The sequence below is a fragment of the Microvirga terricola genome (assembly GCF_011777495.1).
Classification (GTDB): domain Bacteria; phylum Pseudomonadota; class Alphaproteobacteria; order Rhizobiales; family Beijerinckiaceae; genus Microvirga; species Microvirga terricola.
In genome coordinates this window covers 23,496-39,740 of sequence record NZ_JAATJS010000003.1, presented here as the reverse complement: position 1 = coordinate 39,740, position 16,245 = coordinate 23,496, and the positions used below count along the sequence as shown (strand labels likewise).

At 63.1% G+C, this 16,245-nt stretch carries 16 protein-coding genes; 12 read left to right on the top strand and 4 right to left on the bottom strand.

Going from position 1 to position 16,245, the window contains the following annotated elements:
* The first annotated feature begins 112 nt into the window (after positions 1-112).
* The 4 genes from HB375_RS08515 to HB375_RS08500 all read left to right on the top strand — a co-directional run bounded on the left by HB375_RS08515 (position 113) and on the right by HB375_RS08500 (position 4,797).
* On the top strand, positions 113-2,167 hold the full coding sequence (locus HB375_RS08515) for a glycoside hydrolase family 113 (protein WP_167672577.1): 2,055 nt from the start codon (positions 113-115) through the stop codon (positions 2,165-2,167).
* A gap of 239 nt (positions 2,168-2,406) precedes the next feature.
* Complete coding sequence (locus HB375_RS08510) at positions 2,407-2,727, top strand: hypothetical protein (RefSeq protein ID WP_167672576.1); 321 nt, start codon at positions 2,407-2,409, stop codon at positions 2,725-2,727.
* 229 nt (positions 2,728-2,956) lie between these two features.
* Positions 2,957-3,274: a quaternary ammonium compound efflux SMR transporter SugE gene (gene sugE / locus HB375_RS08505; RefSeq protein ID WP_167672575.1), complete on the top strand. Its 318-nt coding sequence runs from the start codon at positions 2,957-2,959 to the stop codon at positions 3,272-3,274.
* A gap of 20 nt (positions 3,275-3,294) precedes the next feature.
* On the top strand, positions 3,295-4,797 hold the full coding sequence (locus tag HB375_RS08500; protein ID WP_167672574.1) for a GGDEF domain-containing protein: 1,503 nt from the start codon (positions 3,295-3,297) through the stop codon (positions 4,795-4,797).
* Positions 4,798-4,948: 151 nt separating this feature from the next.
* Here HB375_RS08500 and HB375_RS08495 read toward each other — a convergent pair whose 3' ends face one another.
* The 3 genes from HB375_RS08495 to HB375_RS08485 form a co-directional block, all read right to left on the bottom strand.
* Positions 4,949-6,319, bottom strand: coding sequence for a glutamate--cysteine ligase (locus HB375_RS08495; RefSeq protein ID WP_167672573.1), 1,371 nt, complete (start codon positions 6,317-6,319; stop codon positions 4,949-4,951).
* 244 nt (positions 6,320-6,563) lie between these two features.
* Entirely contained in the window at positions 6,564-7,703 is a 1,140-nt protein-coding gene (locus tag HB375_RS08490) for a carboxylate-amine ligase (RefSeq protein ID WP_167672572.1), read from the bottom strand.
* A gap of 159 nt (positions 7,704-7,862) precedes the next feature.
* Positions 7,863-8,618, bottom strand: coding sequence for a 16S rRNA (uracil(1498)-N(3))-methyltransferase (locus HB375_RS08485; protein ID WP_167672571.1), 756 nt, complete (start codon positions 8,616-8,618; stop codon positions 7,863-7,865).
* A gap of 221 nt (positions 8,619-8,839) precedes the next feature.
* Here HB375_RS08485 and HB375_RS08480 point away from each other — a divergent pair, with 221 nt between their 5' ends.
* The 8 genes from HB375_RS08480 to lpxK all read left to right on the top strand — a co-directional run bounded on the left by HB375_RS08480 (position 8,840) and on the right by lpxK (position 16,030).
* Positions 8,840-9,304 carry a hypothetical protein gene (locus HB375_RS08480; RefSeq protein WP_167672570.1) on the top strand — a complete coding sequence of 155 codons (465 nt, stop codon included), beginning with the start codon at positions 8,840-8,842 and terminating at the stop codon, positions 9,302-9,304.
* A 10-nt stretch (positions 9,305-9,314) separates the two neighbouring features.
* On the top strand, positions 9,315-10,247 hold the full coding sequence (gene ubiA, locus HB375_RS08475) for a 4-hydroxybenzoate octaprenyltransferase (RefSeq protein ID WP_343232379.1): 933 nt from the start codon (positions 9,315-9,317) through the stop codon (positions 10,245-10,247).
* 131 nt (positions 10,248-10,378) lie between these two features.
* A complete protein-coding gene (locus HB375_RS08470; protein WP_167672569.1) occupies positions 10,379-11,770 on the top strand; it encodes a hypothetical protein in 1,392 nt (463 codons plus the stop codon).
* 92 nt (positions 11,771-11,862) lie between these two features.
* The gene (locus HB375_RS08465; RefSeq protein WP_167672568.1) at positions 11,863-12,666 is read left to right on the top strand and encodes a 3'(2'),5'-bisphosphate nucleotidase CysQ; all 804 of its coding nucleotides are present in this window, start codon (positions 11,863-11,865) and stop codon (positions 12,664-12,666) included.
* A 59-nt stretch (positions 12,667-12,725) separates the two neighbouring features.
* A complete protein-coding gene (locus tag HB375_RS08460; RefSeq protein WP_167672567.1) occupies positions 12,726-12,959 on the top strand; it encodes a DUF4170 domain-containing protein in 234 nt (77 codons plus the stop codon).
* A 19-nt stretch (positions 12,960-12,978) separates the two neighbouring features.
* The gene (locus tag HB375_RS08455; RefSeq protein WP_167672566.1) at positions 12,979-13,731 is read left to right on the top strand and encodes a lysophospholipid acyltransferase family protein; all 753 of its coding nucleotides are present in this window, start codon (positions 12,979-12,981) and stop codon (positions 13,729-13,731) included.
* Complete coding sequence (locus tag HB375_RS08450; protein ID WP_167672565.1) at positions 13,728-15,017, top strand: 3-deoxy-D-manno-octulosonic acid transferase; 1,290 nt, start codon at positions 13,728-13,730, stop codon at positions 15,015-15,017. The genes HB375_RS08455 and HB375_RS08450 overlap by 4 nt, the downstream gene beginning before the upstream one ends.
* Positions 15,017-16,030 (top strand): tetraacyldisaccharide 4'-kinase, encoded by a 1,014-nt coding sequence (gene lpxK / locus HB375_RS08445; RefSeq protein ID WP_167672564.1) that lies wholly within the window; start codon positions 15,017-15,019, stop codon positions 16,028-16,030. Before HB375_RS08450 ends, lpxK begins: the two co-directional genes overlap by 1 nt.
* On the opposite strand, the gene HB375_RS08440 is transcribed toward lpxK, so the two are convergent.
* The gene (locus HB375_RS08440; RefSeq protein WP_205800124.1) at positions 16,017-16,232 is read right to left on the bottom strand and encodes a DUF2093 domain-containing protein; all 216 of its coding nucleotides are present in this window, start codon (positions 16,230-16,232) and stop codon (positions 16,017-16,019) included. The two genes, lpxK and HB375_RS08440, sit on opposite strands and share 14 nt — an antisense overlap.
* Positions 16,233-16,245 lie beyond the last annotated feature (13 nt).

Below are 16,245 nucleotides of genomic sequence, written 5' to 3'. Positions count from 1 at the left end.
AGCGGTTTACTCTTCCGTGGTCCCCCCTCCGAGAGGCCACGCGTGCTTTTCTCGATGTTGATACATGATATATCATTGTGATTCACGTGAGCCCCCAAGAGGAATCCGACTGATGCCGATGGACGAGACGATCTTCACCTGGGAAGGCATCAGCCTCCCCTCCTATTGGGGCGGCAGCTTCCAGACCTCGAGCGGCTTGGACGCGATGGACCAGATCAAGGCCACAGGCGCCAACACGGTCTCCCTCGTTCCGAATTTCTTCATGGCTGACGAGCACAGCAATGAGATGAAGCTGAACGTGGATCCCGTCACGCCCTGGAAGTCGGAAAGCGACACCTTCGATCAGGTCAAGCAGGCGATCATGGACAGCGTCGCGCGCGGCCTCAATGTGGTCGTGAAGCCCCATGTCGAGACCGACAACCGCGTCTGGCGCGCGCAGATCGACCCGACAGACCCCGCCGTGTGGTTCGAGAACTACAAGGCCATGATGGTGAAATACGCGAAGGTGGCGCAAGAAGGCGGCGCAGCCATGTTCGTGGTCGGCACCGAAATGAAGAGCATGACGGACCCAACCAAGGTCTGCAGCGACGGCAAGTCCTATACGCAGAAATGGGCCGATATCATCGATGCCGTGCGCCAAGTCTTTTTAGGCAAGGTCACCTATGCCGCGACCGATGAGGAGGCCCTCAAGATCAAGTTCTGGGATAAGGTCGACTATATCGGCGTCGATGCCTATTTCAGCATGACCAACAGCACCAATCCGACGGTACAGGACCTGATCGATTCCTGGATCAAGCCGCCGATCAACTGGAACTCGCAAAAAGTCTACGGCACCACATCGGTCATCGACACCTGGAAGAACCTGTCGGAAACGTGGGGCAAGAAGGTCATCTTCACCGAGATCGGCTATGGCAGCTATGACGGCGTCAACCTGAGCCCCGGCTGGCTGCAGAACCAGCCCGTCGACAATGACGAGCAGCGCGATTGCTACGAGGCGCTGTTCAAGGTCATGACCACCTATGGCGGCCAATGGCTCGACGGCGCGCTTCTCTGGAGCTACCAGACCAGCCTCGATCCGGCCTATCTCCCGCCGACCGATTTCACGACACAGGGCAAGCCCGCGAACGACGTCATCACCACGGGCTATTCAAGTCCCGAACACGTCGCGGGGCTTTCGCTCACCGGCACCAACCTCATGGACCGGCTCGACGGCGGCTATCACAACGATACGCTCGACGGCGGCGCGGGCAACGACAGCCTGTGGGGCGGCGCGGGCAAGGACGAACTGATCGGCGGCACCGGCGCCGACACGATGGAAGGAAAATCTGGCAACGACTCCTATTACGTCGACAATCCCGGGGACCGGGTGATCGAAACCTCCGACAGCGGAAGCGACGTGCTCTACACCACGATCAATTGCACCCTCCCCGCCTTCGTCGAGTATCTCTTCGCCGAAGGGAACGGAGCGCTTGCGCTAATCGGAAACGACCTGGCCAACTGGCTCTCCGGCAACGATGCGGACAACGTGCTCAATGGCGGCGCCGGCGCCGACACGATGTTGGGCGGGCGTGGCAACGACACCTATTATGTCGACTCCGTCAAAGATCAGATTCTCGACTCGGTCGGTATCGACACGGTGATCACGAGCATCAGCTTCACGTTGGGCGCGAACCTAGATCATCTCAAGGCAAGCGGCAGCGCCGCTCTGTCGCTGACGGGCAATGCGCTTGCCAATCAGATTGTCGGCAATGCAGGCAAGAACCAGCTCTCAGGAGATGCCGGCAACGACACACTCAATGGCGGCCTCGGCAACGACACTCTAACCGGCGGCGCGGGAAAGGACATCTTCGTGTTCGACACCAAAGCGAACAAGAAAACGAACTTCGACAAGATCGCCGACTACGTCGTCAAGGACGACAGCATCTATCTCGACAATGCGGTGTTCAGGAAGCTTGGCAAAGGCGCGATTTCGAAGCCCGGCAAACTGAACAAGAACTTCTTCACCATCGGCGACAAGGCGAAGGATAAGGACGACTACCTGATCTACAACAACAAGACGGGTATTCTGTCCTACGACGCGGACGGCAGCGCCCGCGGCAAGGCGATGGAAATCGCCCAGCTGAAAAAGGGCCTCAAGATGACTGCCACCGAGTTCTTCGTCATCTGACGTTGGTGTGAAACGTTCACCGTTGGTGCTGGGGCTTTTCCCTCGACGGCGTCCTGATCTCTTCCGTACAGGTTCGGCGACCGCACACGAAACACTGTTTACAACGATACACAATGTCGAAATGTTCGTATCGATTGCCGAATCGCCATCCTCGCCGCCGCTCCCTACGGAGGCGCTCAAGTTTATAAAATCCTCGCCCCGGCTTGACGAACGGCCACCAAATGGAGTCCTGTCAGGACATGACCAAGATCCGACCGATGCACCTCTTTCTGACAACCGCCCTGCTCGCCTGCGCCTTTGCCGGCGCGGCTTCTGCGGAGGAGACGCCCCCCTCCTCCAAAGCCATGGTGTTGACCGTGCGGCCTTCCGGCTATGACAAGCAGAACGATGCGCAGGCGCGCCAGGAGAAGCTGCTCAAGCGCATGGAACAGAGCGATTACATGGTGCGCTCCATCTGCAGCCAGTGCGGCGACAACTGGAAGCACCAGACCTACGCGCCGTTCAACCCGCTGGCCTCCTTGAGCGCGCGGAACAAGACCGCCGAGGAGAACGCGCGCTAAAGGCGCTTCATCCGAGAGGGATCAATCCGATTTTTTGATCGATCTCCCCATGCCGGATCCGGCTTTCGGGCGCGCGCTGAGAAGCGCGCGCCTTGTGAAAACACGCTTCAATTTTCGCCCTCTGTATTGAGGTGCGACGCCTTATCCTGTATGAACAGAGGGGCGAGGACGACCTCGCATTTTCCCGAAAAGCGGTGGGGACGGCCCTGCCTATGACGGAGGTCCTGTCATGGCATGGACTTATCTCGTGCTCGCCGGTCTGTTCGAAATCGGCTGGGCGATTGGGCTGAAATACACCGACGGCTTCACGCGCCTCCTTCCCTCGGTTCTCACCGTCATCTTCATGGTCGCAAGCGTCGTGCTGCTGGGGCTCGCCTTGAAGACGCTGCCCGTCGGCACCGGTTATGCGGTCTGGACCGGTATCGGCACGGTCGGAACGGCGATTCTCGGAATCATTCTCCTCGGCGAGCCGGCGACCGCACTGCGCCTGAGCTGCATCAGCCTGATCGTCTTAGGCATCCTCGGCCTCAAGATGGCCGCGAGTTAGCCGCGCCGCCGAGCATCGTCATGCACCCACCCGCCACCTCGTCCCCGCGCTCCTCGGCCTTTTGGCTGAATGCCTTTGTCGTGGTGGTGTGCCTGGCGATCATCTCGCTCGAAGGCTGGCGCGACTGGAACGAGCGCAACGCGGAGGTGGTGCGAGTCGAGGGCAACATGGCCAACCTCGCCCAGTCGCTCGCCCAACATGCGGACGACACCTTCGAGCTGGCGGACGCGGTCATCGTCGACATCGTCGACCGGATCGAGACGACAGGTGCGACGCCGGCCACCGCCGACCGCTTGCACACGTTTCTCAGCGAGCGGATCAAAACCCTGCCGCGATTGAAGGCGCTCGCCATCTTTGGCGAGGATGGCCGTTTCATCTGCAGCTCTCTCGGGCATCTCCCGCAACACATGCAGGGTGAGAACCAGCCGTTTTTCAAGCGTCACGAGAAACCGGCGAACAACGATTGGTTCTTCAGTTCGTTGATCCGCGATCCTTTCGACGACAAATGGGTTCTGAGCATTTCCCGCCGCATCGACAAGGCGGATGGCAGTTTCGGGGGTGTCGCGGTGGTCTTCATCGACCCGCGCTACTTCTCGAACTACTACTCGCATTTCGATGTCGGATCGGAAGGCTCCATCGCCTTGTTCGGCAGCGATGGCACGCTGCTGTCGCGCTATCCTCACGCGGAGCAAGCCATCGGCAGGTCCGGCGCCAGCGATCCGTTGTTCACGCAGCATCTACCGCGCGCCTCCGCCGGGTATTACGCCTACACATCGAATGTCGACGGCATGCCCCGTCTGAGCGGGTACCGGCTGAGCGACAAATTTCCCGTCGTGACGCTCGCCGCCGTGGGGAGAAGCCAGGCGCTCGCACGGTGGGATGGAGACTTTTTCGTCCGCGCCATCGCGGTGACCCTGCTCGTGGCGGCCATCGGCATTCTTGGCTGGGGTCTCGCCTCGCAGTTGCGTCAGCGTGAAAGAATGGAGGCGGAACTGGCGGTGCTGGCAGCAACGGACAGCCTCACCGGCCTTGCGAACCGCCGCATCTTCGACCGGGAACTCGCAGTGGAGTGCGGGCGTGCCACGCGCGACGGAACCTCGCTCTCCTTGCTCCTGATCGATGTCGACCGCTTCAAATCATTCAACGATTTTTATGGCCACCAGGCGGGCGACGAATGTCTGCGGTCCCTCGCGCAGGTGCTGAGCCGGACCGTCCGGCGGCCGGGCGATCTGGTAGCGCGCTATGGCGGCGAGGAAATCGCCGTGCTGCTGCCGGGCACGGATGCGGACGGTGCGATGGCGCTTGCGGAAATCATCCGCGCCCGCGTCGAGGCTCTCGCCATGCGGCACGAAGCCAATGCACCGCTGCCGGTCCTGACGATCAGCATCGGCAGCGCGACGCTGGTTCCGAGCCTCGACGTCCCGCTCGTCGCACCTGAAACCCTGGTGGCGATGGCGGACCGCGCGCTCTACCGCGCGAAACTCGGTGGGCGCAACCGCATCGCGGCGAGCGAAGCGGCGTAAGGCTAGAGCTTGATCATGTCTCTTTGAAACATGATCAAAGTCTCGATTCCTTATTGCCGCATGATCGGCAAGAATAACCGGCTTCCACGGGTCTCGATCATGCTCTAGCGGCGGCGAGGTATCATGAGCCGCGCCGCCGACAACGCTCCGATCAGTAAACGCATTCCTTGAAAGCCGGCAGCACCGAGCCCTTCCAGGGGCCGTGGTAAAGCGCGAGAAGACGCTCAGCCACGGTGCGGCCCGAGGCGACGATCTCATCCACGTAATCGAGGTGATGCGTCTCGTCCCGGCCTTGTGCATCGAGAAAGGCGCGGCGCTTGAGGCCCGCGCGCGAGAGAGCGAGCGCATCGCGCGCGACATCCTGTGCGGAGCGTCCCGCAACCGTCGCCTTCAAGGCGAGCTTCGGCACATCGGCACGCAGACTCTCGCGATCCTGCGCGCTCCAGCCTTTCACCAATTCCCACGCACCGTCGAGCGCCGCTTCGTCATAGAGAAGCCCGGCCCAGAAAGCAGAGAGCGCCGTGATATGCGCGGGCGGGCCGACGTCGGCGCCGCGCATTTCCAGATAGCGTTTCAGGCGCACTTCCGGAAACAGCGTCGAGACATGGTTCGCCCAATCCGAGCGCGTGGCGCGCTCGCCGGGCAGCTGCGCGAGCTTGCCCGCGAACAGATCGCGGAACGACAGCCCCGACACATCGTGATAGACCGCGCCGCGCTTGACGAAATACATCGGCACGTCGAGTGCCCAGTCCACATAGCGTTCGTAGCCGAAGCCATCCTCGAACGCGAAATCCATCATGCCGGTGCGGTGGGGATCCGTGTCGCGCCAGATCTCGGAGCGCATGGACAGATAGCCGTTGGGCTTGCCGTCGGTGAAGGGCGAATTGGCGAAGATCGCCGTGGCAATGGGCTGAAGCGCGAGAGACACCCGCATCTTCTTCACCATGTCCGCCTCGGACGCGTAGTCCATGTTCACCTGCACCGTCGAGGTGCGATACATCATGTCGAGACCAAGCTTGCCGACCTTCGGCATGTAGCCGGTCATGATGCGATAGCGCTCTTTCGGCATCACCGGCGTTTCGGCCCGGGTCCAGAGCGGGCTCATGCCGAGCGTCAGGAAACCGATGCCGAGATCCTCGGCGACGGCCTTGACCTGCGCCAGATGCTGGGCGGTTTCTTCCGCCGTCTCATGGAGCGTTCTGACCGGCGCCCCCGACAGCTCGAACTGTCCGCCGGGTTCCAGCGAAATCGCGCCGCCGTGGACATCGTCCGCCAGGCCGATCGGGTGGCTGTTCTCCTTGATCGGGTCCCAGCCGGTCAGGCGCTGCAATCCTTCCAGCAGCGCCCGGATGCCCCGCTCGCCCTCATAGGGAACGGGCGTCGCATCGGCTTTATAGAAAGGCACCTTCTCGTGTTCCGTGCCGAGCCGCCAGGTCTCGCGCGGCTTCTCGCCGGACGCGATCCATTCCACGAGCTCGGACCGCGCTCCGATGACGGCAGCATCGGATACGTCACGCGCCATGTATCACCTCATCAAAAAAGCGCGTTCAAGGCGCGCCGACTTCGGGTCGGGTGTAGATAGGCGGGTTAAGGCCAAGCTGCAATGAGCGACAATGATACAATGATATGAGGTACGCGCATGCGTTTCGGGAGGAGCGAGACGCAATATCGCGGGTGCCGCGGAGGGACGAAGCCTTGTAGCTTAGAGGATTGCTATGGCCGGGGCGAGCCCGGCCGTAGCAAGAGAGGTCCTGAGTTGCGCCCGTTTAGTGCCGCGCGACAGGCTCGCCCATGGTTTCGGCCGAGAGCCAATCGACGACGCCGGCGAGCGCATCGCGATTCGACAGGCCGCGGCCGAGGGCCTCGGTGTAGAAGGAGAGCTGCTGATCCGCGCTGGTGCCGCGGGCGACGATCCAGCGAGCGAGGTCCAGCTCGCGCTCGCAGCCGAGCACCTTGGCGTCCTGGGCCACCAGATCCAGGGTCTCGTTGAGGATCTGTCCCACCGGCTTGGCGCTGCGCGAAGCTTCGTCGACGAAGCTGCCGTGGATGCCGTAGCGCTGGGCGCGCCAGCCGTTCTCGTCGTTGATGGCGCGCGAGGCCCCGGTCTGGTTGGTGTTCAAGGACAGGTCAAGGCTGAGCCGGCGGACAAGGCAGCGATAGAGCGCGGCGATGGCGAGCGTATCGTCCACCCGGGTGCAGCTGTCGGCCACGCGCAGTTCGAGCGTCGGGTGCTTCAGCGACGGCCGGATCACCCACCAGACATAGCTCGAATCCTCGATGGCGCGGGCCTCGACCAGCGTGTCGATGTAGCGCTGGTAGTCCTTCACGTCCTGGAAAAGATCCGGCAGACCGGTGCGTGGTAATTCGCGATAGGCCGCAAGGCGGTAGCCGAGGAGGCCCGTGCGATGGGCCTGCCAGAAGGGCGAGGATGTCGAGAGCGCCAAGAGCAACGGCAGATAGGGCTGAATGCGGTTCATGATGTCCACGCGCAGCGCCAAATCCGGAACCTCCACATGGACATGCATGCCGCAGACCACCGTGCGGCTGCCGACCATCTGCAAATCGTGCATCACCTTGCCGTAGCGCGGCGCCTCGGTGGGCCGCACCCGCGCCCAGACGGCCAGCGGATGCGTGCCGGAGGCCATGATGGACAGGTTGTGGTCACGGGCGAGCGTACCGACGGCGGAACGCAGGCCGGTGAGCTGCGCGCGCGCCTCGTCGAAATCGACGCAAGGGGTCGTCGCGACCTCGACCTGGGGCTCGAGCATTTCCGGCTGAATGTCGTGAGAAATTTCATCGCGACAAGAACTAAAGAATTCTTTGATGCCGGAGCGGGCAATGTCACGTTTAAGAACGTCGTTCAGGAAGTATTCTTCTTCGATACCGAACTTGAATTCCCCGTTCATTTCCAAGTCCTCCAAATTATTCTGTCGGCTTATTTTATGATGTGCTGCGAATCGTAGGTTTATACCTCAAACATCCCGCCTAATGGGGCGAGAATGGGGCCAATCGTCGCGAAACTGCTAAGCTGTTGATGGGCGGACGGATCTTGCCGGACGGCCGTGTCAGGCCCAATCGCCGAGAACGGACTGGACCACTGCAAGCGCCGCCACGGCGGCCGTATCGGCTCGCAGGATTCGCGGCCCTAGCGAAACACGGACGCATCTTTTGTGGGTGGCAACAAGGGCTCTCTCCTGATCGGTGAACCCACCTTCCGGTCCAATGACAACGGCCAGTTTGGCAGCGTTGTTCCCCGCCGGCACCTGGGCCTTAAGGGCCTCGACAGGATTAGAAACCGGGGAATCCTCGTCGCAGAACACGAGGAGGACATCATCCCCCAAGGCCTTGATGAATTTATCTAAATTCTCTTCGTCCCGAACCTCCGGAATGGTCAGGATCCCGCATTGCTCAGCCGCCTCGATCGCATTACCCCGCATGCGCTCGAGGTTGACCCGCGTGCTCTGGGTGCGTCGGGTGAGGACGGGCTGGAGGACGCCGGCTCCCATCTCGACGGCTTTCTGCACCATGTAGTCGAGGCGGGCATGCTTGAGCGGAGCGAAGGCATAGATGAGTTCGGGGCGGACGGCCTGCTCGCGGGTGCGCTCGACGCAGACAAGGTCGGCGGCCTTGCGGCCCTCGACCGCGATCTCGGCCCGCCACTCGCCATCCCGCCCGTTGAAGATCAGGACCGCATCGCCGGTTCCCAGCCGCAGCACGTTCAGAAGATAGTTGGCCTGCGCCCGGTCAAGGGCGATTCGCGCCCCTGCGGCGAGGGGCGATTCGACGAAAAGGCGGGGAGCGTTGAAGTCGTAAGAGGCCATGCGAACCTTCAAAAACCGTCGGGCAAGAATTATCAACTCAGGCAGGCAGGCGGGAGAGGAAAGTCGCGCCGGCCCACGGGAATTTAAGCCTTCATTCACGTGCGCCGCTGCACATCCCCGCTCGACCGGGGCCAATAGCCGCTTGGCTTTGAGGCCGCGAACCTGTTAACACAACGGCAGGTGTGCGAGACGTCGCGCACGTTCCGGGAAGGACATTGCCAATGACGCATTTCCGTTCGCACCTTGCGGCTGCGTTTGCCGCCACTGGCATTTTCATGGCCGCTCCTGCCCTTGCGCAGTCGAGCAATTGCCAGGATGCGCAGAAATTCCTGTCCGAACGTCAGACCCTGATCCAGCAGCTCAACAGCTTGAGCGGCGGCAAGAACAAGCAGGTCGACCCGCGCGCGGCTTGCGCCATCTTCACCAAGCTCACGGCCAATGGCGACACGGGCATGAAATGGATCGAGGCCAACAAGGATTGGTGCCAGATTCCCGAGCAGTTCGCCGACGGCTTCAAGAAGGACCATGCCCGTTCCGTCGAGATGAAGGGCAAGGCCTGCGCGATAGCGGCGAAGATGGAGCAGATGGAAAAGCAGGCCAAGAATGCCCAGCAGAACGGCGGGGGCGGCCTTCTCGGCGGCGGCGGTCTGACGGGCACTTACACGATGCCGAAGGGCGCCCTCTAAGGGCCCCATCGTGGACAACCACCCCGCCTCATCCCTGCCGGACGCCGTTCGGGGCCATTGGGCCGACCGATGGGCTCCGGCGAGTGTGAGGCCTTACCTGCGCCTCGCACGCATGGAGCGGCCCATCGGATGGTGGCTTCTGCTCCTCCCCTGCTGGTGGTCGGCTGCGCTGGCAGCCCTGGCCGGCGGCAAGCCTTGGCCCAATCCTGGCTACTGCGTGCTGTTTCTCATCGGCGCGGTGGCAATGCGGGGCGCGGGCTGCACTTATAACGACATCGTCGACCGCGATCTCGACGCTCGCGTCGAGCGCACGCGCCAACGCCCCTTGCCCTCGGGCCAGGCCGGCCTGAAGGGCGCCGTCATCTTCCTGACCTTGCAATGCGCGGTGGGGCTCGCTGTTCTGCTGCAGTTCAACGATTTTGCCATCGCCACGGGCTTCGCGTCGCTCGGCATCGTCGCCCTCTACCCCTTCATGAAGCGGTTCTTCTGGATGCCGCAGATCGTGCTCGGCCTTGCCTTCGCCTGGGGCGCGCTGATGGGTTGGGCCGCCGCCTTCGGCTCCTTGAGCTGGACAGCGCTTGCGCTCTATCTCGCCAGCATCGCCTGGGTCGTGGGCTACGACACGATCTATGCGCTGCAGGATATCGAGGACGATGAGATCGCAGGCATCAAATCCTCCGCCCGGTTCTTCGGCGACCATGTGAAGCTCGGCGTCGCGTTCTGCTATGCCTTGACCCTCGGCTTCATGAGCCTCGCACTGCGGCTGTCGAAAGAGGCAGGGCCGATCTCGTACGCGGGGCTTGGCGTGTTCGCCCTGCACCTCGCCTGGCAGGTCTGGCACATCGACCGCAACGACGGCGAAGGCGCGCTGCGGATTTTCCGCTCCAACCGTGATGCCGGCCTGATCCTGTTTGCGGCGCTCGCCTTCGATTGCTTTTATTGATCGTATGGCGTGCCGCGAAAACATGCGCTTTTAAGCGCGGCGGCGCATGACTTAAGCTTTCATCTGTAATACGATTGCCCGGAGGAACCGAACCGCGCCGCAGTGCGCGGAGTTCCGAGGGGGTCGAACTCATGAAACTGACGCGACGGCGGATGCTGCGCACTCTTTGCGTGCCTGTTCTCGCGCCGACCGTGCTGACGGGGTGGACCTGGCCGGGATTGACCTTTGCCGGTCTGGACGAGAGCCGCAGCGCCTATCAACGATATCTCGCGATCTGGAACCGCTACCTCAGCGGCGACAAGGTGGAGGACAGAGAGGCAATGGCGCTTCTCGAACATCCGTCATCCTTCGTGGAGCGGAAAGAGTGTTATCCCACCGCCAGTGCCTTCGGCGTCTTTGCGAGCTGCACGCCGCATCGCGATGTTTTCTTCGATTTCCTGAACTGGGGCCTGCGCTGGCTGACGGCGCCCGACAGCCCGGACAAAAACCTGCCGCCCATTCACGAACGCGGCCAGCTCTATTCCTGGCAATGGTCCTTCTGGGGACGCGCCGCGCTCCAGCTCTACGAGGCCACCGGTGAGATGCGCTTTCTCACGCTGCTCATCGGCGCGGCCCACAACGTGATGGCGGCGCGCGACGACAAGCATGGCGTGATCGACGAAAACCAGAAGCGCGTCGTCAAATCCTGGGGCTCGGTCATCACCTTTGGCGGGCCGAAGATGCGCGGCACGGACATCACCGCGACCGGGCTGATCGCGCTGCCGATCCTGCAACTGGCAAACCGGCTGGCGGCGCGTGGTGAAAGCAACGAGGAGGTTGCCGCTCTTGCCGAAGAGCTCATCCCCTCCTTTGACGAGCATGAGCAGTTCTACGTCGATCGGCCGGATCTCGATGCGGGCTATTATCGCTACGCCTTCATTCCGAGCGAAGTCGACCCAACCAACCACGTTCACGCCTTCGGCGCGGGCCTCGTCGAGCTTTACGCCTTCACGAAAGAAGCACGCCATCTCGAAAAGGTGCGCAAGATCCTGAACTTCTATCGCGCCGCGATGGTGGTGGATCGCGACGGTGCGATCTCATCCGCTTATCAGCAGGACGTGACGTTCAAGAAGAAGCAGAAATCCGAATACTTTTGGAAAATGACCGTGACGGCCGAGTTGCCGCTGGCTTTGGCCGACAAGGGGCTCCTGGTCAAGGAAGAGGAGATGATCGGCATCGCGAGAACCTATGCCGACATGGTGTTGGCCGAGCCGACCGGCATCAATGCCATGACTCGCCGCAGCGACGCGCCCCGTTCGTTCGATTTCCGCCAGCCGCTCACGAGCCAGACGCCGGAATGGCAAAGCTATGTGCCGATGATTGCGGCCGGGCTCTTCTTCGTCGACTGGGAGCGGCGCATCGGCGAGAAGTTTTTGCACTACCTGCTGCATTACCCGCATTGGTTCACGAACGGGTTGTTCAGCGGTGGCGGCGCGGGCGTGCTCGGCCGTGCCTATTCTCTTCGCCGGGGCTTCCAATTGTGACCGGCCGCAACCTTCGCCATGCGACGAAATACGTGGCGCGTTATCGCGTGGAATATGGCATTCGCTGGTCGCAATCACCATCTTAACAGACGATGCTAGCCCCCTCCTCCGATTTGACCCTTTCTCTCAGCCAGGCTGTCCGCGAGGCCGCGTACGAGGCCGGCGCGCTGGCCCTGCCGTTCTTCCGCGGCGGCGCGCAGACCTCGGCGCGGCTTTGGTTCAAGGGCGGCCACTCGCCCGTGACCGAGGCGGATATTGCGCTCGACACCTTTTTGAAGGGACGTCTCACCAACCTCTTGCCGGAAGCCGGTTGGCTCTCGGAGGAAACGACGGACGACCCCGCCCGGCTCGAACGGCGTTTCGTTTGGATCGTCGATCCCATCGACGGCACGCGGGCCTTTGCCTCCGGCCACCCGGACTGGTCGATCTCGATTGCCCTCGTCGCGGAGGGCCGCCCTCTGCTCGGCGTCGTCCATGCCCCCATTCACGACCGGCTCTATGAGGCTCAGGCCGGAAGCGGCGCGGCCTGCAACGGTCAGCGGCTGTCCGTAGGAGATGCGAAGCACCCGGACCCGCTGCGGGTCGCAGGTCCCCAGCCGCTCATTGACCGCCTCTCCCGCCAGATCGGCCCCATCGAGCACCTCCCCAAGGTGCCCTCCCTGGCGCTCAGGCTCGCCCGCGTGGCGGAAGGGGCCATCGATGTCGGGCTCGTCTCCAAGGATTCCCACGACTGGGACATCGCCGCCGCCGATCTGATCTTGCAGGAGGCGGGAGCCGTGCTGACCGACTTCGAAGGCGCTTCACCTGTCTATAACAAAGCTCAGCCACGCCATGGTGAAATGGTTGCCGTTGCGTCACGGTTGCATCCGCGTGCTATTGGAGCCATGAGAGCCTGAACGACAGGCCGCCTCACAGCCGCAACATTCTTGCATTCCGTTAGGAGAGCCCCTTCACTATGACCGAGCAGCCCGGCAAGCAACTTCTTCACCTGGTTTTCGGCGGCGAATTGACCGATCTCGATTCCGTCGATTTCAAGGACCTGTCCAAGCTCGACATCGTCGGGATCTACCCGAACTACGCCACCGCCCACGCGGCCTGGAAGGCCAAAGCGCAGGCAAGTGTCGACAACGCTCACATGCGTTATTTCGTCGTCCACCTGCACCGTCTGCTTGAACCGCAGAACGACTGATTTTCCCAAGAATAGCCCGATGGGTCTGATCAAGCGCATCAGCCGCTCGCGAGCGGTCCAGGAAAGTCTGGGCCTGCTTGTCGCGAGTTATCTCAAGCTCGTGCAGCGCACGAACCGGTTCGTCATGGAACCGGCGGATGCCTATGACCGGATCGGCCCCCAGATGCCCGTTATCGCCGCCATGTGGCACGGGCAGCATTTCATGATCCATTTCGCCAAACGGCCGCAGGATCCGGCGGCGAGCCTCGTCTCCCGCTCGGGCGACGGGGAATTCAACGCGATTGCCCTTCGCCATCTCGGTGTGCGCGCCATCCGCGGTTCCGGCGCGCGCGGGCGCGACATCCGCAAGAAGGGCGGTGTGCAGGCCATGCGGGCGATGATGCGGGCGCTTGCCGATGGCGAGATGGTGGTGATGACCGCCGACATCCCGAAAATTGCGCGCGTTTGCGGCGAAGGCATCGTGACCCTCGCCCAGGTCTCTGGCCGCCCGATCGTACCGGTGGCGGTGGTGACGAGTCGGCGGATGGATTTCAACAACTGGGACAAAGCGAGCATCGGCCTCCCCTTCGGACGCGGCGCCATCGTGCTGGGCGAGCCGATCCATGTCCCCCGCGACGCGGACGCTGAAACCCTCGAAAGCGCGCGCCAGACGGTCGAGCGCGAACTCGACGCGGTGCATGAGCGCGCCTATGCCCTCATCGGATCGCGCGACCCCGGCGCGAAGGCGCGCAATACCCCTTCCACGGCACTTGCGAGAGGCAGCCGCGCATGAGGACGCCTCTTCTGTTCAAGACCTATCGCGTCTTGACCACGGTGCTGGAGCCGGCGGTGATCGGCCTGCTCTACTGGCGTCAGCGCCAGGGCCGCGAAGACCGCACGCGGCTCGGCGAGCGGCAGGGCTACCCCAGCCGCCAACGGCCGAGGGGCCATGTCATCTGGGTGCATGGAGCAAGCATCGGCGAGACGCTCTCGCTGCTGCCGGTGGTGGAGCGCCTGACCCAACGCGGCCTCTCGGTGCTCGTCACCTCCGGCACGCGCACCTCGGCGGCGCTGATCGCACGCCGCCTGCCGCCCGGCGCGGTGCACCAGTTCGTGCCGGTGGACGTGCCGCGCTACATCCGCCGCTTCCTCGACCATTGGAAGCCGGACCTCGTGCTGATGGCGGAATCCGAAATCTGGCCGAACACCGTCCTCACCCTCGAGGAGCGCCACATCCCGCTCGTCATGGTCAATGGACGCATGTCCGACCGTTCGTTCCAGCGCTGGCAGAAATTGCCGGGCATCATCGGCGCGCTGCTCGAACGTTTCGCGCTGTGCCTCACCCAATCTCCCGATGACGCGATGCGGCTGGCGCATCTCGGCGCGCCTCGCGTGCTGGTGTCGGGCAATCTGAAATTCGACTCGGCCCCGCCACCCGCCGATCCGCGCATCGTCGCGCACCTTTCCGGCCTCATCGCCGGTCGCCCCGTCTGGCTCGCGGCCAGCACGCATCCGGGCGAGGAAAACGCCATCGTGGCGGTGCACCGCGCGCTCGCGCAGCGTCATCCGCAGCTGTTGACCATCATCGCGCCGCGCCACCCGCATCGCGGGCCGGAGGTCGCGGCCATCGCGGAGCGCGCGGGCCTGCGCGCCAGCCAGCGCTCGCGCGGTATTCACCCCGACCGCGCGACGGATGTCTATGTGGCGGACACGGTCGGCGAAATGGGCCTGTTCTTCCGCCTCTCGCCGATCGTGCTGATGGGCGGAACGTTGGCCCCCATCGGCGGACACAACCCCATCGAACCCGCCAAGCTCGGCGCGGCGATCCTCCACGGCCCGCATATTCATAGCGCGCGCGAAATCTATGAAGCGCTCGATGAGGCGCGCGGAGCGTTGCTGGTGAAGGACAGCTCGAGCCTCGCCCGCGCCGCGAGCGAACTTTTGAGCAATGCGTCGCTTGCCCGCGACATGGCCCGCAACGCCTCGGATACGGTGCAGGCGCTCTCAGGCGCCGTGGATCGCACCATGCAATCCATCGAGCCCTTCATTGTCCAGGCGAAGCTCGGAGCGCGGCGTTGATGCGCGCGCCCGCCTTCTGGTGGCGGAAGGCACCGTCTCTTGTTGCCTGTCTTCTCTGGCCTGCGAGCCTGATTTACGGCGCTGTCGCGGCCCTGCGGATGGCTCGGCGTGGCGTGCGGGCGGGACTGCCGATCATCTGCGTCGGCAACTTCACCGCTGGAGGAGCTGGCAAGACCCCGACCGCGCTTGCTATCGCCGCGCTTTTGGAAGAGAGCGGCGAGAGCCCGGCCTTCCTGTCGCGCGGCTATCGCGGCAGGCTTAAGGGCCCCGTCGAGGTTGGTCCCCAGCACACTGCGCGCGATGTCGGTGACGAGCCGAGGCTGCTGGCAGCAACCGCCGCCACCGTCGTTTCCGCCGACCGTCCTTCCGGCGCATGGCTGGCGCACGAGATCGGCGCGACCACCGTCATTATGGATGACGGGTTGCAGAACCCCTCCCTGAGGAAGGACTGCGCCATTGCAGTCGTGGATGGAGCGACCGGCATCGGCAACGGTTTGTGTCTCCCCGCAGGTCCTCTACGCGCACCCATGCGGGCGCAATGGCGCAAGATCGATGCGGTGCTCATCGTCGGCGACGGCCTCGCCGGCGAAGCGGTCGAGGATCAAGCAAAGCGGCGGAGCAAGCGGGTGTTTCGCGCCACGCTCATCCCGCATGAGGCCGCCGCCAAAGCTCTCAAGGGTCAAAAGGTCCTGGCCTTCGCCGGCATCGGACGACCGGACAAGTTCTTCGACACGCTGCGGAGCTTGGGCGCGATTGTAGAAGAGGCGCGGCCGTTCCCAGATCACCATGCCTATAGCATCAGCGACCTCGCATCGCTGAGAGAAGAGGCCGAGAAACGCGGACTGACGTCCGTGACGACGCAAAAGGACCTCATGCGCATCCAAAGCCTCGAAGGCGTGCCGCAATGGGATGCGCTTCAGGCCCTACCGGTGCGGTTGCGGATCGAGGATGAAGCTGCGTTCCGCAATTTCATCCTGCGGCGCATCGGGCAGCGGCGCCTCAAAGCGTCTTGAGGTCTTTTCCGGTGATCCGGACCATGACGGCTTCCGGAGACGCATAAGCCTCCTGCCGCTCGACACTCCAGTACCTCAAATCGTCCAGAGAGATCTGCTGCCCGGTCACGGCGCAGCGCACGAACGAGCCCGGCTTGATGATCCGCAGGTTGCTGTCGAGATACTGGACGACGGCTTCGCCGCCACGCTCAAATTTATTCATGATCGCATCAATG